The sequence below is a fragment of the Corynebacterium vitaeruminis genome (genome assembly GCF_001054325.1).
In the GTDB taxonomy this organism is placed as follows: Bacteria; Actinomycetota; Actinomycetes; order Mycobacteriales; family Mycobacteriaceae; genus Corynebacterium; species Corynebacterium vitaeruminis_A.
In genome coordinates, this window is the sequence record NZ_JVVM01000009.1 from 37,420 (window position 1) to 58,561 (window position 21,142).

General features: G+C 58.5%; 17 protein-coding genes. 13 read left to right on the plus strand and 4 right to left on the minus strand.

Annotation, left to right across the window (positions count from 1 at the left end; genetic code table 11):
- From ADA16_RS02320 to ADA16_RS02350, 7 genes are all read left to right on the plus strand, one after another.
- On the plus strand, positions 1 to 840 hold the full coding sequence (locus tag ADA16_RS02320; RefSeq protein WP_048758805.1) for an NUDIX hydrolase: 840 nt from the start codon (positions 1 to 3) through the stop codon (positions 838 to 840).
- Positions 841 to 903: 63 nt separating this feature from the next.
- Positions 904 to 2,088, plus strand: coding sequence for a THUMP-like domain-containing protein (locus ADA16_RS02325; RefSeq protein WP_048758807.1), 1,185 nt, complete (start codon positions 904 to 906; stop codon positions 2,086 to 2,088).
- Positions 2,089 to 2,425: 337 nt separating this feature from the next.
- Positions 2,426 to 3,211 carry an electron transfer flavoprotein subunit beta/FixA family protein gene (locus ADA16_RS02330; protein WP_038628514.1) on the plus strand — a complete coding sequence of 262 codons (786 nt, stop codon included), beginning with the start codon at positions 2,426 to 2,428 and terminating at the stop codon, positions 3,209 to 3,211.
- Between the two features lie 54 nt (positions 3,212 to 3,265).
- A complete protein-coding gene (locus ADA16_RS02335; protein WP_048758809.1) occupies positions 3,266 to 4,210 on the plus strand; it encodes an electron transfer flavoprotein subunit alpha/FixB family protein in 945 nt (314 codons plus the stop codon).
- A 221-nt stretch (positions 4,211 to 4,431) separates the two neighbouring features.
- Positions 4,432 to 5,628: a cysteine desulfurase family protein gene (locus tag ADA16_RS02340; protein WP_082150632.1), complete on the plus strand. Its 1,197-nt coding sequence runs from the start codon at positions 4,432 to 4,434 to the stop codon at positions 5,626 to 5,628.
- Between the two features lie 128 nt (positions 5,629 to 5,756).
- Positions 5,757 to 6,878, plus strand: a complete 1,122-nt coding sequence (gene mnmA, locus ADA16_RS02345; RefSeq protein ID WP_048758811.1) for a tRNA 2-thiouridine(34) synthase MnmA — start codon at positions 5,757 to 5,759, stop codon at positions 6,876 to 6,878.
- A 27-nt stretch (positions 6,879 to 6,905) separates the two neighbouring features.
- Positions 6,906 to 7,946, plus strand: a complete 1,041-nt coding sequence (locus ADA16_RS02350) for a methionine synthase (protein ID WP_048758814.1) — start codon at positions 6,906 to 6,908, stop codon at positions 7,944 to 7,946.
- Here the strand turns inward: ADA16_RS02350 and ADA16_RS02355 are convergent.
- Positions 7,879 to 8,565, minus strand: a complete 687-nt coding sequence (locus ADA16_RS02355) for a TetR/AcrR family transcriptional regulator (protein ID WP_082150633.1) — start codon at positions 8,563 to 8,565, stop codon at positions 7,879 to 7,881. The genes ADA16_RS02350 and ADA16_RS02355 overlap by 68 nt on opposite strands.
- Positions 8,566 to 8,748: 183 nt before the next feature.
- On the opposite strand from ADA16_RS02355, the gene ADA16_RS02360 reads away from it, so the two are divergent.
- Positions 8,749 to 10,959 (plus strand): MMPL family transporter, encoded by a 2,211-nt coding sequence (locus tag ADA16_RS02360; protein ID WP_239659307.1) that lies wholly within the window; start codon positions 8,749 to 8,751, stop codon positions 10,957 to 10,959.
- Between the two features lie 49 nt (positions 10,960 to 11,008).
- On the opposite strand, the gene ADA16_RS02365 is transcribed toward ADA16_RS02360, so the two are convergent.
- The gene (locus ADA16_RS02365) at positions 11,009 to 11,689 is read right to left on the minus strand and encodes a 3'-5' exonuclease (RefSeq protein ID WP_048758820.1); all 681 of its coding nucleotides are present in this window, start codon (positions 11,687 to 11,689) and stop codon (positions 11,009 to 11,011) included.
- 84 nt (positions 11,690 to 11,773) lie between these two features.
- Between ADA16_RS02365 and ligA the strand changes: the two genes are divergently transcribed.
- A complete protein-coding gene (ligA, locus tag ADA16_RS02370) occupies positions 11,774 to 13,894 on the plus strand; it encodes an NAD-dependent DNA ligase LigA (protein WP_152680712.1) in 2,121 nt (706 codons plus the stop codon).
- Positions 13,895 to 13,917: 23 nt separating this feature from the next.
- Here the strand turns inward: ligA and ADA16_RS02375 are convergent, their stop codons facing one another.
- Both ADA16_RS02375 and ADA16_RS02380 read right to left on the minus strand, forming a co-directional pair.
- Positions 13,918 to 16,284 carry a glycogen/starch/alpha-glucan phosphorylase gene (locus tag ADA16_RS02375; RefSeq protein WP_048758822.1) on the minus strand — a complete coding sequence of 789 codons (2,367 nt, stop codon included), beginning with the start codon at positions 16,282 to 16,284 and terminating at the stop codon, positions 13,918 to 13,920.
- 134 nt (positions 16,285 to 16,418) lie between these two features.
- The gene (locus ADA16_RS02380) at positions 16,419 to 17,084 is read right to left on the minus strand and encodes an amino acid-binding ACT domain protein (protein WP_048758823.1); all 666 of its coding nucleotides are present in this window, start codon (positions 17,082 to 17,084) and stop codon (positions 16,419 to 16,421) included.
- A gap of 227 nt (positions 17,085 to 17,311) precedes the next feature.
- Here ADA16_RS02380 and gatC point away from each other — a divergent pair, with 227 nt between their 5' ends.
- The 4 genes from gatC to ADA16_RS02400 all read left to right on the plus strand — a co-directional run bounded on the left by gatC (position 17,312) and on the right by ADA16_RS02400 (position 21,132).
- A complete protein-coding gene (gatC, locus tag ADA16_RS02385) occupies positions 17,312 to 17,605 on the plus strand; it encodes an Asp-tRNA(Asn)/Glu-tRNA(Gln) amidotransferase subunit GatC (protein WP_048758825.1) in 294 nt (97 codons plus the stop codon).
- Positions 17,606 to 17,620: 15 nt separating this feature from the next.
- Positions 17,621 to 19,135 (plus strand): Asp-tRNA(Asn)/Glu-tRNA(Gln) amidotransferase subunit GatA, encoded by a 1,515-nt coding sequence (gatA, locus tag ADA16_RS02390; protein ID WP_048758827.1) that lies wholly within the window; start codon positions 17,621 to 17,623, stop codon positions 19,133 to 19,135.
- A 116-nt stretch (positions 19,136 to 19,251) separates the two neighbouring features.
- On the plus strand, positions 19,252 to 20,319 hold the full coding sequence (locus tag ADA16_RS02395) for a FecCD family ABC transporter permease (protein ID WP_414629639.1): 1,068 nt from the start codon (positions 19,252 to 19,254) through the stop codon (positions 20,317 to 20,319).
- Positions 20,320 to 21,132: an ABC transporter ATP-binding protein gene (locus ADA16_RS02400; protein WP_048758831.1), complete on the plus strand. Its 813-nt coding sequence runs from the start codon at positions 20,320 to 20,322 to the stop codon at positions 21,130 to 21,132.
- The last annotated feature ends 10 nt before the right edge of the window (positions 21,133 to 21,142 follow it).

A 21,142-nucleotide genomic window follows, 5' to 3' on the forward strand; every position in this document is an offset into this window, starting at 1 on the left:
ATGGCGGTTCCGACACCCGAGACACCTGACACGCCCGCGCCGCCGAAGCTGGCCGCGACGGTGCTACTGCTTCGCGACACCCCCTGCGGACTCGAGGTCTATGTCCAAGAACGCGTGTCCTCCATGCGGTTTGCGGCGAACATGACCGTGTTTCCCGGCGGTGGCGTAGACCGGCGTGATTTCCCCGCTGGCGCGAATGAAGTCGTGACCGCGGGCGAGAAGCCGGACGCTGACCCCGAGGCGCGAATTGCACAGTTATTTAATGTCGACCGCGCTCGGGCACATGCGCTCACCTGTGCGGCCGTGCGTGAGACCTTTGAGGAAACGGGAACTCTGTTGGCTCGCGATGCTAGCGGTGAGATTGTCGCGGATGGCCACCGTTTCCACCGCCAGCGACGACAGTTGGAAGCCCACGAGTTATCGTTGACGGATTTCCTCATCAGCGAAAATTTGACGCTCGACGCTGGACTGGTTAGCCCCTGGGCTAACTGGGTTACGCCTGAGTCCAACCCGATTCGCTACGACACCTATTTCTATCTCGCAGCGCTTCCCGACGGTCAAAGGGCCGACGGTGACACCTCCGAGGCATCATCTTCAGGCTGGTTTCGGCCGGCCACGATTTTGGACGGATGGCGCCGGGGGCTGCTTGGCCTTATGCCTCCGACCTGGGCACAGCTCAGTCGGCTGGACGGTGTCAGCACTGTGGCTGCGGCCCTCGACGTGGCCAAAGCCACGCCGGTACGACGTACCAGCAGTGACTTCCTCGGGGAACCTTTTATGGACGAGTACTTCGCCGTTGCCACCCACATGGGACACCTGCGAAAAGGCATGAATCGCTAACGGGGTAGACCACTTACCGCCAGAGCCGTTACCGGCTAACCCATAACTGGAAGGAAATAACGAGTGTCTCTGTCCGCTGTAGAGGTGGCTGCCATTGCTGCACACCCAGAGTGGCTACATGAGGCCGACCAACTCGCGCTGACCAAAAAGTCTCTGATTGCAGACTCCGCACACCTGCGCGAGCACTGTGGCGAGTTTGGCCGCGCGGTTCTTGAAGTCGCTACTGCCCGGCGTTCAGCGGCTACGAAACTGCCCGGGGACTGGATTTTCTCCTCCGAGGCAGCTCAACAGGCCACGCCCTTTGTCGTCGCGACGGCTCGCGCCCGTAGGCTCGCTCAATTGCGTGTGGAAGCAGTAGCGGATGTGACCTGCTCCATCGGCACCGAGGTGGCAGCAATCGACCGCGAGGGTGTGACCGTTGTCGGCTCCGATCTCGATTCGACACGAGTGGCTATGGCGCGGCATAACGTTGGCAAGGACGTCTTCGCTCAGGCAGATGCCTTGCAACCGGCCTTTGACGCGCCCGTCATCGTCGCTGACCCAGCACGCCGCTCCGGTGGGCGCCGAATCACCAACCCGGAGGACCTGCTTCCGCCACTGTCGGCGCTCATAGCCGCTTGGCCCGACAAAGAATTAGCTATCAAATGCGCGCCGGGGCTCGACTTCAGCGAGTGGAGCGGGGAAGTGACAATCACTTCGGTAGATGGTGCAGTCAAAGAGGCATGTCTATATACGCCGGGGCTGGGCGGAGTTATCGATGGGCGGCCAGTAACGCGGTCGGCGATGGTCATCCAGACCGTCGATAAGCACAGGCCGTTGGAACTGTCGGCAACGCACGTGCAGACATACGACGACACCATGCCTGACGACATCGACGTACGGGCGGCCGGTCGGTACATCATTGACCCGGACGGAGCAATCGTGCGCGCCGGGCTGGTGCGGCATTTTGCGGCGGCACATGGGCTGTGGCAGCTCGATGAACGGATTGCGCATCTTAGCGGTGATGTGTTGCCACAGGGGATTGCCGGGTTTGAAGTTATTGAGCAAGTGGGTTTGAAGCAGGTTCGCAAGGCGCTGGCGGCGTTGGATTGCGGGTCGGCGGAGATTCTCGTGCGCGGTGTGGACGTGAACCCTGACGTGTTGCGCAAGCAGTGGAAGCTGAAAGGTGCCAGGGCATTGGCGGTGGTGATCACGCGTATTGGGCGGAGCGCGACGGCGTTTATCTGTGAGTCTCGAGAGGTCGGTTAAGGACCGCTTTACGACGGAAAATTGGTGGGGGTAGCCTGTTGGGGATCGGTGTTTGCTGTTGGCGAATACCGCGGAGACAACTGCGATCGGTTGCGTATTATTAACCGCTGACATGCGGAAATGGCATGTTAGCGGGTGGGGTGGGCTCGTGGCGTGAGAAAAAATTTAAAAAAATAACGACATTGTTATCTGGATCACCTTCGCATTGGCGACAGGTTCTGTTATCTTCAACACAGACGACCTAAAGCGTGGCCTGGTTCACTTTCTTGTGGAGTGGTTTGCGAAGTAAGGTCAGATAAACGTTCACCAGTAATCAACCAGTAAGGACGACAGAAAAATGCCGAACATTGTGGTTCTGGTCAAGCAGGTTCCGGACACCTGGTCCGAGCGTAAGCTCACCGACGACAAGTTTGTCCTCGATCGTGAGTCTGCAGACGCAGTTCTCGACGAAATTAATGAGAACGCAGTTGAGGCTGCCCTGCAGCTGAAGGAAGAGCACGGCGGTAACGTTACCGTCGCAACTGTTGGTCCGGATCGTGCTATCGAGGCACTGCGCAAGGCTCTGTCCATGGGTGCTGACGACGCCGTCATTCTCTCGGACGACGCACTTGAGGGCTCCGACGCAGTCCAGACTGCATGGGCTCTGTCCAACATCATTGACACCCTCGAGGATGTTGACCTCATCATCACCGGTAACGCCTCCACTGACGGCGGCACCGGTTCCGTCCCGGCTGTCCTCGGTGTCTACCGCGACCTCCCGGTTCTGACTCACCTGCGCTCTGTGGCTATCGAGGGTGACTCCATCACCGGTGAGCGCGAGGTTGAAGACGGCATCTACCAGCTCAAGGCATCCCTGCCGGCAGTCGTCTCCGTCACTGAGAAGGCAAACAGCCCGCGCTTCGCATCCTTCAAGGGCATCATGGCCGCTAAGAAGAAGCCGGTCACCGAGCTGACCCTGGACGATGTTGCTGCTGAGGCGGAGCAGGTTGGTCTCGAGAACGCTGCTACCGGCGTCACTGGCTCCACTCCGAAGCCGGCTAAGACCGCTGGTGAGCGCATTAACGATGAGGGTGACGGCGGCGCCAAGCTGGCCGAGTACCTCAAGGCCCAGAAGTTCATCTAAGGCGCTTGACGCGAATAGAAGACTAATAGAGATACAAGTAGGAGAAAGATCACTATGACCGACGTCCTCGTTCTCGTCGAGCACGCAAATGGCGAGCTGAAGAACACCACCGCTGAACTGCTGACTGCTGCTTCCGCATTCGGCACCCCGGCTGCAGTTGTCGTGGGCACCCCGGGCACCGCTGCTGGCTTTGCAGAGACCCTGGCTTCCTACGGCGCTGGCGAGATTCTCGCTGCTGAGTCGGACGATGCCGCTAAGTACCTGATCACCCCTGAGGTTGACGTTCTCGTCGGCCTGGCCTCCGAGCGTGAGGTTCCGGTGCTGGTTTCCGCTTCCGCAACCGGCAAGGAAATCGCTGGCCGCGTTGCAGCACTGACCGGTTCCGGTCTGCTGTCCGACGTTGTTGCCATCAACGACGACGCTTCCGTTAAGTACTCCATCTTCGGTGGCGAGTACATCGTCGACGGTGTCGGCTACGGCGCATCCCCGGTCTACGCTCTGCGCCCGGGTTCCGTTGACCCGGAGGAGAAGTCCGGTTCCGCTGACGTCACTGAGATTGCATTCCCGGAGATCGGCAACAACGCTGTCGAGATTGTTTCCTTCGCACCGGCTGAGGGCGGCGACCGTCCGGAGCTGACCGAGGCTAAGCTGGTTGTTTCCGGTGGCCGCGGTGTCGCATCCGAGGATGGCTTCAAGAACGTTGTGGAGCCGCTGGCAGACGTTCTCGGCGCTGCTGTTGGTGCTTCCCGTGCCGCTGTTGACGCTGGCTACTACCCGGGCCAGTTCCAGGTCGGCCAGACCGGTAAGACCGTTTCCCCGGACCTCTACGTTGCTCTCGGTATCTCCGGTGCAATTCAGCACAAGGCTGGTATGCAGACCTCCAAGACCATCGTTGTGGTCAACAAGGACGAAGAGGCTCCGCTGTTCGAAATTGCTGACTTCGGTGTCGTCGGTGACCTGTTCGACGTTGTTCCACAGGCTATCGAGAACCTGAAGTAATACGCACCTGTTGCAAGGCCGTAAGGCTGCTAGCCGGGAGTCAACTCGGTTAGCAACTACCTGCTCGGGGTGGGAAGAGACATCATGTCTGTTTCCACCCCGAGTATTTTTATTTATTGGAACTCTAGTTATTCGCCACTGATTTCTTTGTCCGCACGGATAGTGAACTTCAGCGCTGGCGGATAGTGAGTTTTGGGTTTATCCGGCGTTATACTGCCTGCATGCTTAATGACCGCAATGTTGCCTCTCCGCGTAAAAAGAGTGACGTGAATTCTTCTGCGAAGACGCGCCACTTTGTGGATCATGCCGCCACCACACCACTGCGCCCAGAAGCACGCACGGCAATGGTCGATAACTTGGGTTTGGCCAACCCATCGGGACAGTACGCTACCGCCCGCGTTGCTAAGAAAGTTCTGGAGGAGTCCCGCGAAGAGATTGCGGAGCTGCTTGGTGCCGACCCTATTGAGGTAGTTTTTACCTCTGGAGGCACGGAGGCGGACAACCTAGCAGTTTCTGGCCTGTACTTTAAGGCGGCCGGTTCTGACATCGTGGTTCCCCCAATTGAACATGACGCAGTGTTGAAGACCTGTCGTCATTTGGAGAAGGAACACTGGGCGCGAATTGTCCCAGCCCCGGTGGATGCCTCTGGCAGAGTGGATTTAGAGGCCTTTCCCACGCTGGACAGAAACTCCACTGCACTGGTGACTTGTATGTGGGCCAATAACGAAACAGGGGCTGTACAACCGATCAGTGAGATTTCAGCGCTCGCTAGAAAAGCGCGGGTTCCTTTCCACATTGACGCTGTGCAGGCCGCTGGTCATGTGCCTATCGATTTTCATTCCTCGGGTGCCGCGACCATGGCAATCTCAGCCCATAAGTTTGGCGGACCCCGCGGCATCGGAGCGTTATTAGTGCGTCGGGATGTAACGCTATGTCCCCACAACAACGGTGGTGGCCAGGAGCGCGGATTGCGTTCCGGTACCCAGGATGTTGCATCGGCAGCGGGGATGGCGGCCGGTTTGCTCGCGGCGGTCTCTGACATGCAAGCCGAACATGACCGGGTTAAGAATCTCACTGAACAGCTGACTCATGCGATTACCGGCATTGACGGCGCAATTGTGCACACAACTCAGCCGACATTAGCTGGTCACGTATATGCCAGTTTTCCCGGTGCAGAAGCGGATAGTCTCATTATGCTTTTCGACGCTGCCGGTATCGATTGCTCGACCGGTTCGGCATGTAGTGCAGGCGTTAATCGTCCTTCTCATGTGCTCTCAGCCATGGGCGTGAGTGAGCCCGAGGCGCGTTCTGCCATCCGCTTTACACTGGGGTGGACATCGACGCAGGACGATGTCGATGCCGTTATCGCAGCACTGCCCGAAACAGTGATGCGAGCACGCAAGGCCGGCATGGCGTAGTAGTTGTTTGGTCTCACGGGCGCGGGCCACTACGGCGGATCACTACAGGTCCGCTCAACGATGGTACGGTGACACGAGCTTTCCAACAGTGGCAAAACTAGGTGTACAAATCACAGGAAGGATTCACTATGCGTGTTTTGGCGGCTATGAGCGGTGGCGTCGATTCTTCGGTCGCAGCTGCTCGCGCATTGGCAGCAGGACACGAGGTTGTGGGTGTGCACTTAGCCCTGTCGAAGGATCCGCAGTCCGTCCGCGCTGGCTCCCGGGGTTGCTGTTCTCTGGAAGACTCCGGCGACGCGCGACGGGTATGCGACGAATTGGGGATTCCATTCTATGTATGGGACTTCTCCGAGCGATTCAAAGAAGAGGTCATGGACGACTTCTACGACTCGTACGAACGTGGTGAAACCCCCAATCCCTGCCTGCGCTGCAACGAAAGGATTAAGTTTGCAGCTCTGCTGGAACGCGGTCTGGCGCTCGGCTTCGACGCGGTGGTAACTGGTCACTACGCTTTGCTTGGCGACGATGGCCTGTTGCGCCGTGGCCGCGATAGGAAAAAGGACCAATCGTACGTCCTTGGGGTGCTCGACCGCGAGCAGCTTAAGCACTCCCTTTTTCCGGTCGGAGATACCGAGAAGCCCGAGATCCGAGAAGAAGCTCGGGATATGGGGCTGGGCACGGCAAATAAGCCAGATTCTTACGATATTTGTTTCATTCCGGACGGGAATACCCAGGCTTTTCTGGGTGCTAAGATTGGGCGTCGCCCTGGCCTTATCGTCGATAAGGAGACTGGCGACACCGTTGCCGAGCACGACGGCGTCTATGGGTTCACTATCGGTCAGCGTAAGGGCATCGGCTTGCCCGGCCCCATGGCCGACGGAAAGCCTCGCTATGTGACGGGAATTGATGCGGATACCGCAACGGTGACTATTGGCACCGCCGATGACCTGAACGTCAATGTACTGCAGGCCGACCGTGCCATCTGGTTGGTAGAACCTTCTGAGGTCGTGGCAGCGGCAGATGCAGGAAAACTACAGGTGCAGGTACGTGCCCACGGTCAGCCTGTGGACTGCACTATCGACGTTAAGGCTGGTCCAGAGGATGCACTCACCGGCCGAGGTGGTGCTTTTGAGCTAAAGCTCGCTGAGCCACTGCGCGGAATCGCTCCTGGCCAAGCGGCAGTACTTTACCGCAGCGATTCTGCCGGAGACTACGTGCTCGGTTCTGGCACGATTATTGCTACTTGTTAATTTCTCATTCAGGAGAGCGCGTTTTCCGTGACATCTTTTGTCGGCTTAGGCCCCATGCCGGGTACCGATCCCCGTGCAGCAGCAGAGATCATTATTGGTGAATGCTTGGATGGGCATGTAGCGCTGCCACTACTTCCTGCGCGCGGCCTCGGTGCTGATTTGATTGGCCGCACGGCTGTACTCATGGCCGACCTGAACGTGGATAGGGGAGCGCGCAGCTGGAAGATAGCTGACAGAGTCGGCCGACTTCAATCCTGGGCCCGTGATTTTCTCGCTCGAGACATTGATTCCTGCGAAGAACTGTGGGCAACAACGCCTCAGTTGGTTCGCCTGGTAGCAGCTGGCCCCTGGACTATGGCAGCTTCCGTGGAAACTGCCGGTGGCAGGTTAGTGGCAACAGACCCTGGCGCAGTTTCCTACTTCGCCGAATCTCTGGCTGCTGGCCTCATCGACCAGGCTGCCGATGTGCGACGTCGCTTTGATTGCACCGTGGAAGTCCTTCTCGTTGAGCCGATGCTCAGTGCAGTGGCCAGCGGGACAGTACGCGCCCCTTCAATGATGCTTGGCGTTAACGGTTACCTTCCAGCTGTCGGATCGCGCGAGATCGCCGAAGAGTATCGACGTCTTACAACCGAACTGCATGACGACGGAATCGAGACCGCAATCGCCGTAGAGAAAATTGACGGTGTGGAGCTCAGCGCAATCGCAGACTCAGGTGCCACCGGCCTGTGGATTCCGCATACTGAACTCTCGACGAATGCAAACCTGGACTTTGTTGCTGCGGCGGTCGATAAGGGAATAGAGCTGCAGCTTGGCATCGTTCCTGTGCATGTAGCGGAGCGCGATGAATTTACCGGAGCAGCCATCGGTAGCTCTCCGCGTGGAGTAGCTGAGCAGGCTGCACGGTTGTGGGAGGAATTGGGGTATTCCCACCGGAACCGCGCAAGCAAGCTTTCTATTGCCCCAGTGTCAGGGTTTGCGCACAGCGACGTTGATGAAACTATTGCTCAGCTTCGTGCGGGTTGGGAGACAGCTGAGTTGATGCGTCGCGCTGCGGGGGATTTGTAGCCCGCGCGGTAGCGGAGACCAAAATCGCTTCCACGGCCTCTTCATGCCACGCAATGTAGGTATCCAACTGCTCGTCGTTAAGCGAAAGTGACTCTACGGCGGTGACGGCTGAGTTGACAATGTTTTGGATTGTGCGTGCTACGAGATAGCCCTGAGATTCGGCGAGGCTGTCGAGCTTAGTGATTGCCACGACGAGAATGTCATGCAGTTCCGAGTGAATCGCACCGATTTCGCGCTGTGCATCTTGGTGAAAGTGGTAGGAAAAGACAGCGGTGCGCCACGCGTGCTTTGAGTCGCTGGCCATACTGATGTTGGCGCGGACGAATGCGCGAGCTGCGGAAATAGGGTCCTTTGCCTCTTTCACGGAAGTGGCGACGGTGGCTTTCCATTCGGGGAAGTCGCGTAGGACCAACGCTGCGACCAGATCATCGACAGTGTTGTAGTAGCGATAAAAACTGGACCGAGCAATTCCGGCCTCCTTTGCAATCTCACCCACCTTAAGGGGTGCCTCGATGTCGCTAAGTGTTTGTTTTGCCAGCAGGCTGCTAGCGGCATCCATCAGCTTTTCATTGACTTGTCGACGGTGTTCGACAACGGTGGCCGCAGAAATTCTAGGCATGGCGAAATCCTCGGATTCTGAGAAGAAATGGAGCGTTCGTTCCCCTGATTTTATAAGTCACGGTGTTCTCATAATCTCAGGAACTGGAGACAATCCACAAGAAAATGCAGATAATCACCTAGAAAGGACACCCGCGTCATGTATCGGCGATTCAACGCCGCTTTATTTGGCACTAAACGACGCATGTGGCTCACCATCGTCGTGTCGTTGCTGGTAGTGGGGCTTCTGTCAGCAGTAGCGCCCTCTGTGGAGGACGTAAAGACGAATTCTGGCGAAGGCCCGTCGGAAACTGCGCAGTCAATGGAAGCGAAGAAGCGTCTCCATGAGGCATTTCCCACCGAGCCAAATCTTCTGCCTGCCGTCGTAGTGTTGACCTCAGACTCGGCAAAGACCACTGAGAAAGCCGCACACGACGTTCTCGCTGATTTAGCTGAGCGGGACGGTGGTTTTACTCGGGCGCCGATTAGCCCCGTGTGTACCAGCTTGGGAAGCCAGGTGCTTCGTGAAGGCAAGTGTATCCCGGGTTCACCGGAAGGAACCCGCAGCGAGGATGGAAAGACCGTAACCATCGTTGTCCCCACGGTGGGCGATGCTACTGAGAAGTCCTACCGCGATGACATTGATGCACTGCGCGAGGATATCTCCGCCATTGCAGATAAGGCTGACAAATCCGGCAATGTGGAAACTCACCTCACCGGCCCAGCGGGCATCGTCACCGATACCGTGAAGGTCTTTTCCTCTGGTGACCGGGTGCTCATGCTTGGAACCATCCTCTTGGTTCTTGTTATTTTGCTGCTGGTCTATCGCTCGCCTGTACTTGCAATCCTGCCGTTGTTAGCCGTTGGTGTGGCAATGCAGCTGGCACAGAGCGTCGGCGCGCTCCTGGCGGATGCCGGTGCCATTGAGATTAGCTCGCAGACTGCGTCGATTATGACAGTGCTGCTATTCGGCGTCGGTACTGACTATGCGCTGATTATCAATGCTCGCTACCGAGAAGCACTGGCTGCTCAGCGAGAAATGGGGCAAGAGCTGGACCGTAATGCTGCAATGGTGGATGCAATGGGGCGTACTGGCGAGGTCCTCGCTAGCTCCGCAGGCACCATCATCCTGGCAATGATGGCGCTGCTATTCACCAAGTCGCCCGCGTTGCAAGGCTTCGGCCCGTATCTCGCTATCGGTGTCGCTTCAATGGCAATCGTTGCTGCTGTGTTCCTGCCTGCATTGTTCATTGCGGTGGGGAAGGCCGCATTCTGGCCAGGCGGCTATGACAAGGCACTCAAGCGGGTCGACTCGAAGATGTGGACGAAGGTCGCCAATACCGTCGACAAGAAGCCAAAGGCTGTTCTGGCCGCAGGCCTGGCGCTGCTGATTGTGATGTCGCTGGGGACCTTGAATTACAAGGAGTCTTTCAACTTCCTCACTGGCTTCCGCGTGGATACCGACTCGGCGGCTGGGCAGGAGATTGCCGCCCGCGATATTGGTGCGGGCGAAATTGCCCCTACTACCTTGCTTATCGAAGGGAAGAATCTCGACTTGCCGCAGCTGCAGCAGGCCGCTGAAGAGGTGGCAAAGAAGGATTCTGCGGATATCGCCCGAATTAGTGTCACTGCCCGTGATGTCACCGATGACGGTGAGACGGCACGCATGACTGTTGTGTTCAATCAGGATCCATACATCACAGAATCCATGGAAGCTCTGGACCCCATCAGCAATGATGTGCGCGATGCACTGAAGACGGCTGGTGCTTCCGCAGACACGACAGTGACTGCCACGGGCGAAACCGCTGAGCTTAGCGACGTCCGCGCTGACCTCGATCGCGATATCAAGATGCTGGTGCCAGTGATGATTGTCATCGTGGCAATTGTGTTGGCAGTGCTACTCAAATCCCTACTGGCGCCGCTGTACTTGGCAGCGACACTGCTACTGTCGTTCGCCGCCACGATGGGGCTAACCGTCCTAATTGCACTGAATATTCAGGGAGATGAGGGCATTGGTAACCGCGTGACTGCCTACATTCTGGTGTTCTTGATTGCGCTGGGGGTGGACTACACCATCTTTGTGATGAGTAGACTGCGGCAGGAGCTGAAGCACCACGATGTACGTGACGCAATGAAGATTGCCGTTGCCCGAACTGGTGGCGTGGTTTCATCGGCAGGTCTGATTCTGGCAGCTACCTTCGCAGTGCTGATGACTCAGCCAATCCGTGAGCTCTACCAGTTCGGTCTGGGCCTGGCCCTTGGTATTTTGCTGGATACCTTCGTGGTCCGCCCCTTCATTGTTCCGGCAATCGTCCGACTGATTGGTGACAATGCACTGTGGCCGACAAAGCCGAGCAAGTTGCTCGCCGAATCAAAGGAACAGCCGCAGGCAGAAATAGTGTCAGCCGAACACTAGTGGGCAGTGGCTAACAAGCCCGTCCTTGTGCAAGTACGGTGAGCCGACCTTAAGCGTCAGTAACGTCGGTCGGCCACCCGAAAGTGAAGTTAGATACGTCGCGGCCTTTGTCCGCCAGCCAACGCTGCAGGTTCTTCTTGTACTGGTAGTACGCGACGGCCTGCAGCTCCATGAGTTCGTCTCCCGATTTTTCGGTCAATTCACGGTAGTGACGCGCCATTACCCAAGCGATGCGCGCGGCGGCGAGAGCATCCTCGGTGGCATCATGTGCCCCGTCTAGCCGCACCTGATAGTGGCGGGAGACATCAGTTAGAGTGCGTTTTTCACGGCGATCAGGATCGAAGTAATTGTCCAGCACAAAAGGATCGACCACGAGCCCGTCAACAGTAAAACTGGGGTCTTGCGAGCGAAGTACGGTCAAATCATAGGCCGCGTTGTAGGCCACGACAGTCAGCCCATCGCGCCAGGCAGCTCGAAGACCCGCAATGGTATCCGCCAAAACTTCATCATGCGGACGCCCCTCCGCGCGAGCTTTTTCAGTGGTGATGCCGTGCACATCAGACGCAGCTTGCGGAATTTCGACACCGGGATCGGCGAGCATGATGGTGGAATCTTTTCCTTGCTCAGTCAGCCGGACCAGCGCGGAAGTGACAATTTTGCAGGTACGAGGGTCCGTGCCGGTAGTCTCCAGATCAAACGTGAGCATCCGTCGCGGATCGAAATTATGCATGTCTCAACTGTAGCGGAGAGCGCGGATTCGCTGACGGGACAAGAGTGTTTCAGTTCGGCCGACGCGTCCGGGCAATGACATAGAATGAGCGACGTGACTTCCTCGACCGATGAGAACTCCGACCTGTCAACCTCCGGTTTGTCTTCGTTTTCCAGCGCCCCTGCCTCGCAACCGGCGCCGGCGGACGTCCGCGAGAAGTGGCAAGATTTAGCAACTCGCATCCGTGAAAACGCCGCGTTGTACTACACCGCGCAGCCGGTTATCTCTGATGCTGAGTACGACGAGATGTTCCGTCAACTGCAGCGGTTAGAGGAGCGGTGGCCCGATCTGGTGGTGCCGGACAGCCCCACGCAGCAGGTCGGTGCGCAGGTCGACACGCCTGCCGACGGCGAAGTGTTCGAGCCCGTTGAGCATCTCGAACGCCTCTACAGCTTGGACAATGTTTTTGATGAGCAGGAACTGCGCGACTGGTTGGCCCGCACTCCGGCCAGCACATACCTGACTGAGCTGAAGATCGATGGCCTGTCAATCGACCTGGTCTACGAGAAGGGCCGCCTTGTTCGAGCCGCCACCCGTGGAGATGGTCGCGTGGGGGAAAACGTTACCGCCAATGCCCGCACCATCGAAGATATTCCGCGCGAAATCAGTGGCGAGAATATCCCGGACGTGCTCGAAGTGCGTGGAGAAGTCTTTATCTCGCTGGAAGAGTTCGAACGCATCAATGCCGACCGCGTCGACGCAGGCCAGAAGCCGTTCGCAAACCCGCGTAACGCAGCTGCGGGTTCACTGCGGCAAAAGGACGTTGCAGAAGTGGCAAAGCGCCGTTTGTCCATGATTTGCCATGGAATTGGCCATATTGAGGGATGGCGTCCGCAGTCCCAACACGAGGCTTACCGTGCGTTGGACGAGTGGGGCTTCCATGTGTCGCCGTATACAAAGCAGGTTCATTCCGCAGATGACGTCGTCAAGCAGATGCAGTATTGGGGCGAGCACCGTCACGACGCTCTCCACGAGATGGACGGTCTTGTGGTCAAGGTGGATTCCCTTTCCGAGCAGCGCGCGCTGGGCGCGACCTCGCGTGCGCCGCGGTGGGCAATTGCGTATAAGTATCCGCCGGAAGAGGTCACGACTGATCTGCTGGATATTCGAGTTTCCATCGGTCGAACCGGTCGTGCGACGCCGTATGCCGTCATGAAGCCAGTCTTTGTGGCGGGCTCGACGGTGGAGATGGCGACGCTGCATAACCCGTCAGAGGTGCATCGAAAGGGCGTGCTCATTGGGGACCGCGTGACTATCCGCAAGGCCGGCGACGTGATTCCCGAGGTGCTCGGTCCCGTGGCCGATCTCCGCGACGGGAGCGAACGCAAGTACATCTATCCGACTCTGTGCCCCGAGTGCGGCACTCGTCTAGCGCCGGCAAAGGACAGCGATGCCGATTGGCGTTGCCCCAATACCCGTTACTGCCCAGGTCAGCTGCGTCGTCGTATTGAATTCCTCGCCTCTCGCTCCGGGTTTGATATTGAAAACCTGGGGGAGAGGGGTGCTGCCGACTTGATTCATCGCGGCGTGCTTGACGACGAGTCCCGGCTCTTCGACCTCACCGAGGATGATTTGCTCGGCACTGAGGTCTACACCACGGCTTCGCGCAAGTCGCTAAATGCCAATGGTAAGAAGCTGCTGGCCAATATTGAGGCAGCCAAGGATAAAGAGCTGTGGCGTGTGTTGGTCAGCCTGTCCATTCGTCATGTGGGCCCGACGGTGGCGCGGACTTTGGCGCAGAAGTTTGGTTCGATGGAGGCGCTGCGGGCTGCGAGCCGCGAGGAGATTTCGGCCATTGACGGCATCGGTGAGATTATTGGCGATTCCGTAGCCGATTGGTTCGAGGTGGACTGGCACCGCGAGGTTGTCGAGCGCTGGGAAGCCGCGGGTGTGCGTATGGCTGATGAAGTCACCGACCGACCGGAGCAGGTGCTAGAGGGGCTCACCGTAGTGGTCACGGGCTCGTTGGAAGACTTCACTCGCGATAGCGCGAAGGAGGCCATTATTTCCCGAGGCGGTAAGGCTGCGGGGTCGGTGTCGAAGAAGACCGACTATGTGGTGGTTGGCGAAAACGCCGGTTCTAAGGCCACGAAGGCCGAGGAACTGGGCTTGCCCATCCTCGATGAGGATGGGTTCAAGCGGTTGCTGGAAACTGGTCAGGCTTAGCTGGGGCTTAACCCAGCCGGGGCCTAAATCTTGGTCTCTTCCAGCTTCCAGACCTCGTTGGCGTAGTCGCGGATGGTGCGGTCGGAGGAGAAGCGGCCCGAACGGATGATGTTCAGGAAGCACTTCTTGGCCCATGCCAACTCGTCGCGGTAGTCCTCGGCCATGCGGTCGCGGGTTTCGCGGTAGTCGGCGAAGTCGCCGAGGACGTAGTAAACGTCGGCCGGCTCGTAACCGTTGGACTCCAGCAGCGAGAAGTGCAGGTCGTGGAACATTCCGCTGCCACCGTCATCAAAAGTGCCGTCGACAAGCGAATCGACAGCGCGCTTGAGACCCGGCACCGTTTCGTAGGTGCCACGTGGGCTGTATGCGTGGCGCAGCTCCGGCAGTTCCTCTTCCAGCGCGCCGAAGATATAGGCATTCTCTTCGCCAGCGGCGTCGACAATCTCGACGTTTGCGCCGTCCATGGTGCCCAGCGTCAGCGCACCGTTCATCATGAACTTCATGTTCGAGGTACCGGAAGCCTCCTTACCAGCAGTGGAGATCTGCTCGGAGATGTCGGTGGCCGGGATGATGTGCTCTGCCGGGGTGACGTTGTAGTTCTCAACGAAGGCGACCTGCAGGCGGCCGTCCATATCCGGATCGTTGTTGACCTTGTCCGCGATAGCGTTGATGAACTTAATAATCGCCTTCGCACGAACGTAGCCCGGAGCGGCCTTGGCGCCGAAGATAAACACGCGCGGTGGCACGTCCAGCGCGGGGTTTTCCTTGATGCGGTAGTAGAGATCGAGGATGTAGAGCGCGTTGAGAAGCTGGCGCTTGTACTCGTGCAGACGCTTGATTTGGGTATCGAAGATTGCGTCCGGGTTCACCGAAATGCCCTGGCGGTGCTCCAGCCAGGTGGCGAAGTCCTTCTTGTTCTCGTGCTTGATGTCGAGAATCTCACGCAGCACGGCCTCGTCGTCCGCGAACTTTTCGAGCTCAGTGAGCTTGTCCAGGTCGGTGACCCAAGCGTCCGAACCCGACAGCCGAGTCAGCAGTGCGGACAGACGCGGGTTGCACTGATTGAGCCAGCGGCGCGGGGTGACGCCATTGGTCTTGTTGTTGAAACGCTCTGGCCAAATCTCGTGCCAGTCCTTCAACGTTTCGCGCTTAATAATCTCCGTGTGCAGAGCAGCAACACCGTTGATGGAGTAAGCGGCGTAGCAAGCAATCCATGCCATGTGGATGCGGCCGTTGGAAATCGGCGCCATGTAGTCGATCTTGCCCTGGTCGAAGCCGCGCTCTGCCAGGTCTTCGCGGAAGCGGCGGTCGATCTCGCGGGTGATTTCCAGGACACGACCAAAGAGGCGATCGAAGATGGAGTACTCCCAAGTCTCCAGAGCCTCTGCCAGCACGGTGTGGTTGGTGTACGCGAAGGTATTGGACACGACGTTCCAGGCGTCATCCCAGCTCATGTCGTGCTCATCCAGGAGCAAGCGCATCAGCTCTGGGATAGCGAGCACCGGGTGGGTGTCATTGAGCTGAATGGAGTTGTACTTGTGGAAGTCACGCAGGTCCTCGCCGTGATTCTCGATGTAAGAATCAATCATCGTCTGCAGCGAAGCGGAGACGAAGAAGTACTGCTGGCGCACGCGCAGGACCTTGCCGTCATAGGTCGAGTCATTCGGGTAAAGCACACGGCACAGGTCGTGGACGCGCTCACGCTCGACGATGGCATCGGTGAAACGCTGGGAGTTGAAGGCGTCATAGTCGAATTCGCGCATCGGCTCCGAGTGCCACAGGCGCAGCGTGCCGACGTTATCGGTGCCGTAGCCGGTAATTGGCATGTCATACGGAACTGCGCGAACGACCAGATCATCAAAAGCGACAATCTTGGACAGTTCTTCGCGGCGAATGACGAAGGGGTAGCCCTCTTCCATCCACGGATCCGGGTGCTCATCCTGGAAACCGTTTTCGAAGGTCTGCTTGAACAGGCCGTAGCGGTAGAGGATGCCGTAGCCGGTTACCGGCAGATTCTGCGTGGCACAGGAGTCCAAGAAACAGGCTGCCAGGCGCCCCAGGCCACCGTTGCCGAGAGCGGCATCGTGCTCAGCTTCGAGTACATCGGACAGGTTCTTGCCGTACTTTTCCACTGCGGCAGAGGCCTCATCCACCAAGCCCGCATTGAGTAGGTTATTCAGCAGGGCGCGACCCATGAGGAACTCGGCGGAGAAGTAGTGCTGCTGGCGGGTAGCTGCGTATGCCTCCGTGGTGCGCTGCCAATTGTCAGCCAGGTCATCGACAACAACCCGTGACAGACCGGACCAGAATTCCATCTCGGTGGAGGACTGGGGAACGCGGCCGGACTCGGCGCGAATATGGGACCCAACGAGGTCACTCAAGTTCGACATCAAAGAAGCTCCTTATTGACTGGTATCGCTTCCAGACTTTACCGGCAAGCGCGGATTACCGCGCTACGTAGGGTAGGAGCCTTCGTCAAGGAATCAGGCGAGACTAGGTACCGCTTAGGTGCCATTAGCCACTGTTAGTCGATAATCGCCCCGACAATCGTGCCAATACGGCCCAGATGTTCCACTTCACTTAGCAGGAAGTCCGGCCCGCCGGGGCGGCCGATGATGAGAACGAGGCCCTTGCCCATAGGGGTAGCGGCAATGGATGAGTCCATGACCGTCCAGTCCTCCGGCAACCACGTTTCCTCTTCTGGATCCAGGTTTCGCGGCGAGTCAATCGGGGCCTCAGACAAGGTCCGGCCGTTATCCTCTGGTGCGGCGACAGAGGAAGCACGACGAACCCATTGCCCGTCGCCTCGTTCGCCGAGGACAATGGCCCAGCCAGCGGTCATCGTCTGAGGCAGACCATCGACGACATCTCCGAGGGCGCGATCCAAGTTTTTTGTGTGCTGTGAGAACTTGGCCAACAGCGCAATCTGTCCACGGCGGTCGACCGAACCGGAAAAAGGTCGAATCGAATCGACTTCCACTCCGCTAATGGACTGAGCCGCTGTAATCAGTGTGTCTGGCAGCAACCCCATGGGCAGATCCACCACAATGTCGTCGACAACGACACCATCGGTGCCGTGATGCACGACATCGACACTTCGAATATCACCTTCTACTTCGCCCAGGGCCGCCGCGACGTAGCCAAGCGAGCCTGGCTCGTCGGGAAGCTGGATGCGAAGGAGATAACTCATGGCTGTGTACACAACCTTTCGAATAATCAATAGTGATTCTTACGACGTAACTATAGAAGTAGTGATTTAGGCTACAGGGTAAACCTTTGAAATGTAAGACCCTGCGGACAACTGCTTTACGGGAACGACTACTGTTGGCAAGTACAGCCCGCTAGCGCGGTTTAAATTCAGTTTCAACTAAACTTCTGTGCACTAGCTTCGTACGAAGAAATGAAAGGGGTACTAGCGTGCCAGCTATCTCACGCGATGAGGTCGCCCACCTAGCGCGATTGTCCCGTCTGGCTCTGACCGACGAGGAACTCGACGAGTTCGCCGGTCAGATTGACGGCATTATTAACCACGTCCAGGCCGTTCAAAAGGTGGCTGCGGATGATGTTGAACCGATGAGTCACCCCTCTTCGCTGTCCGGTGTGATGCGCGAGGACGTCGTCAAGCCGACGCTGACTGCGAAGCAGGCGCTGGATCAGGCGCCGTCGCAGGATCGCCAGCGCTTCGAAGTTCCCCAGATTCTCGGCGAGTAGGAGTACGTAGAAGAAATGACTGCAGCTAACCCGAACCTGCATGCCGCTGTTGCCGAGGACCCAATTCTGGGGCTGAGCGCTTTCGAGCTCGCACAGAAGATTCACGCTCGTGAACTGACCTCGGTGGAGGTCACCCAGGCGTTCCTCGACCGCATCGCGGCAATTGATGAGGACATTCACGCGTTCCTGCACATCGGTGCCGAAGAGGCGCTGGCCGCAGCCCGCAACGTCGACGAGTCGTTGGACGCTGGCGAAGAGCCGGCCTCCGCACTGGCCGGTGTTCCGCTTGCGCTGAAGGATGTCTTTACCACCACTGACGCGCCGACCACTTGCGCTTCCAAGATGCTCGAGGGCTACATGAGTCCCTACGACGCGACGGTTACCGCCAAGCTTCGTGCAGCTGGCATCCCAATTCTGGGTAAGACCAACATGGATGAGTTCGCAATGGGCTCGTCGACTGAGAACTCCGCCTACGGCCCGACTCACAACCCGTGGGATGTTGAGCGCACCGCAGGTGGCTCCGGCGGTGGCTCCTCGGCCGCACTGGCCTCCGGTATGGCTCCGCTGGCTATCGGTACTGACACCGGTGGCTCCATTCGCCAGCCAGCAGCTCTGACCGCAACGGTCGGTGTGAAGCCAACGTATGGTACGGTCTCCCGCTACGGCCTGGTCGCTTGTGCCTCCTCGTTGGACCAGGGTGGCCCGACTGCCCGGACCGTTCTGGACACCGCACTGCTGCACGAGATTATTGCCGGCCACGACGAGAATGATTCGACCTCTACGAATCAGCCGATTGCCGACGTGGTTGCTGCCGCCAAGGAAGGTGCTACCGGTGACCTCACGGGGGTTAAGGTCGGCGTCGTCAAGCAGTTCGACCGCACCGAGGGCTACCAGGCAGGTGTGCTGGACAGCTTCCACGAGGCCGTCGACAAGCTGAAGGAAGCTGGCGCTGAGGTTGTCGAGGTTGATTGCCCGAATTTCGACCACGCACTGAGCGCGTACTACCTAATTCTGCCGTGCGAGGTCAGCTCCAACCTGGCGCGTTTCGACGGCATGCGTTACGGCCAGCGTGTCGGTGATGACGGTACGCACTCGGCCGATGAAGTTATGGCTATGACCCGCGCCGCTGGTTTTGGCGATGAGGTCAAGCGTCGCATCATCATCGGTACTTACGCGCTATCGGTCGGTTACTACGACGCTTATTACATTCAGGCACAGCGCGTCCGTACCCTGATTCAGCAGGACTTCGAGCGTGCCTTCGAACAGGTCGATGTCCTGATTTCGCCGACCACTCCGACCACTGCGTTCAAGTTGGGCGAGAAGGTCGACGATCCGCTGAGCATGTACATGTTCGACCTGTGCACCCTGCCGCTAAACCTGGCCGGTATGTGCGGCATGTCGGTGCCGTCGGGTCTGGCTGAAGACACCGGTCTGCCGGTGGGCCTGCAGATCATGGCCCCGCGCCACGGTGACGACCGTCTGTACAAGGTCGGTGCTGCCTACGAAAAGGTACGTGGCCCGATTGCATAAAAGTGCTCAAGAAGCGTTAGTCGGTTCTTCAGCGACCGCCGTTTTCTCACATAAGTGGGGGAGCGGCGGTTGTCGCCGTTTTAAGGGAAGTTTCATATATGCGCAGGAACGCAACCATGGCAAGAGTAAGAGTTAAAAAGCTACCCCGTTTTATGCCGTGGATTTACGGGCTGGTCATCGTCCTTGCCATCGCGGTCAGTCTGGTTGCGGCTGTAGTCTTCGGCTCTGCGGATATCACCTGGTCCACCACAACACAGGTAATTTCTCACCACATTTTTGGCACTGAGCTAGATGATTCCGTTCCTGCCAGCTCAGACACAATCATTTGGGATCTCCGCGCTCCTCGGGGAGTTCTCGCGGCCATTGTAGGGGCGGGCTTAGCTGTCTCCGGCGTGGCTATGCAGACGCTGGTTCGCAACCCACTGGCAGACCCGTATCTGCTGGGTATCTCCGCTGGTGCCGGCGCCGGCGCAACTGCTGTGATTATCTTTGGCGCTTTCTCCGGCAGCCCCATCGCGCCACTGACATTCGGCGCACTCATCGGAGCGGTGATGGCCACCCTCGCGGTCGGTGCCTTCGCTACTGCAGGTGGTGGGCTGACTCCGCTGCGCTTGGTGCTGTCTGGCGTGGTGCTTTCCGCTGCGTTTTCCGCGCTGAGTAGTTTTATGGTCTTCGCCGGCCCCGACCCGAGGGCCGCGCAGTCCGTGATGTTCTGGATGCTGGGTTCCGTGGCCGGCGCGACCTGGGCGAAGACGCTCTTCCCACTCATCGTCCTCATCGCAGTGCTGCTATTTTTCCTGGTCAAGGCACGTCACCTGGACGCATTGGCGACCGGCGAGAGTACCGCAGCAGCCGTGGGTATTGATGTTTCTCGGCTACGCACGCAGGTTTTTGTGCTGCAGGCGGTACTTGTCGGCACGCTTGTTGCGGTCTCGGGAGGCATCGGGTTCGTCGGGCTGGTGATTCCGCACCTGACTCGCATCCTGGTGGGCGCCACGCATCGCGTTGTTCTGCCTGTGGCTGCGCTCATGGGCGGGCTGTTCCTCATCTGGGTGGACATCATCGCGCGCGTAGTTGGCGGCAGTCAGGAAATGCCGCTGGGCGTGGTCACGGGACTCGTTGGCGCGCCGCTCTTCCTCTACCTGATGAGCCGCTCGCACTACAGCTACGGAGGTGCCGAATAAATGAGCACCCCACAAAAATCGGTACTCTCCGCTAAGGAAGTGCGCTGTGACATTGCGGGGCGCACCATCGTCAGCGGAGTCAACCTCGACTTCGGCGCCGAGCCCATGACCGCCATCATCGGTGTCAACGGCGCGGGTAAGTCCACGTTGCTACGTGCGCTCGGTGGTATCACGAAGCCGACCGCCGGCGAAGTCGAAATCAACGGCAAATCCATGAGCGCGATTAGTTCGAAGAACCGTGCCCGTGACCTCGCCTTTGTCGCACAAAATGAGGTCCCGCCGGCCGAAATGCGCGTTCGCGACTTTGTTTCCCTCGGCCGTTTGCCTTACCAGCGCCTCTTTGCTGGCAACACAGCAGAGGACAATACCCACGTCGACCGTGCGCTGGGGCTCGTCGGGCTGGAACCGGTCGCGCAACGCCCGTGTGGGCAGCTCTCCGGCGGGCAACGCCGTCGCGTGTGTCTGGCGCGCGCGATCGCCCAGGACTCGCCGATCATGCTTCTCGACGAGCCCACCAATCACCTCGACGTGCGCCATCAACAGTCCGTGCTCCGTCTGGCCCGCTCCAGCGGAGCCTGTGTCATCGCCGCCATCCACGACTTGGACCTCGTGATGAACCACTTCGACCGCGTCATCGTGGTCGCAGACGGCGGTATCGCGGCCGATGGCATCCCCGAAGAAGTGCTCACCCGCGACTTTGTCGCCGACATCTTTCAAGTTGAATCCTGTCAGCTCAATTCCCCCGTTGGCCGCCGCCATCTCGCGATCGACAGCGAGCTCGGTGCAATCACCAATAACATCACGACCAACTAGGAGTACTCCC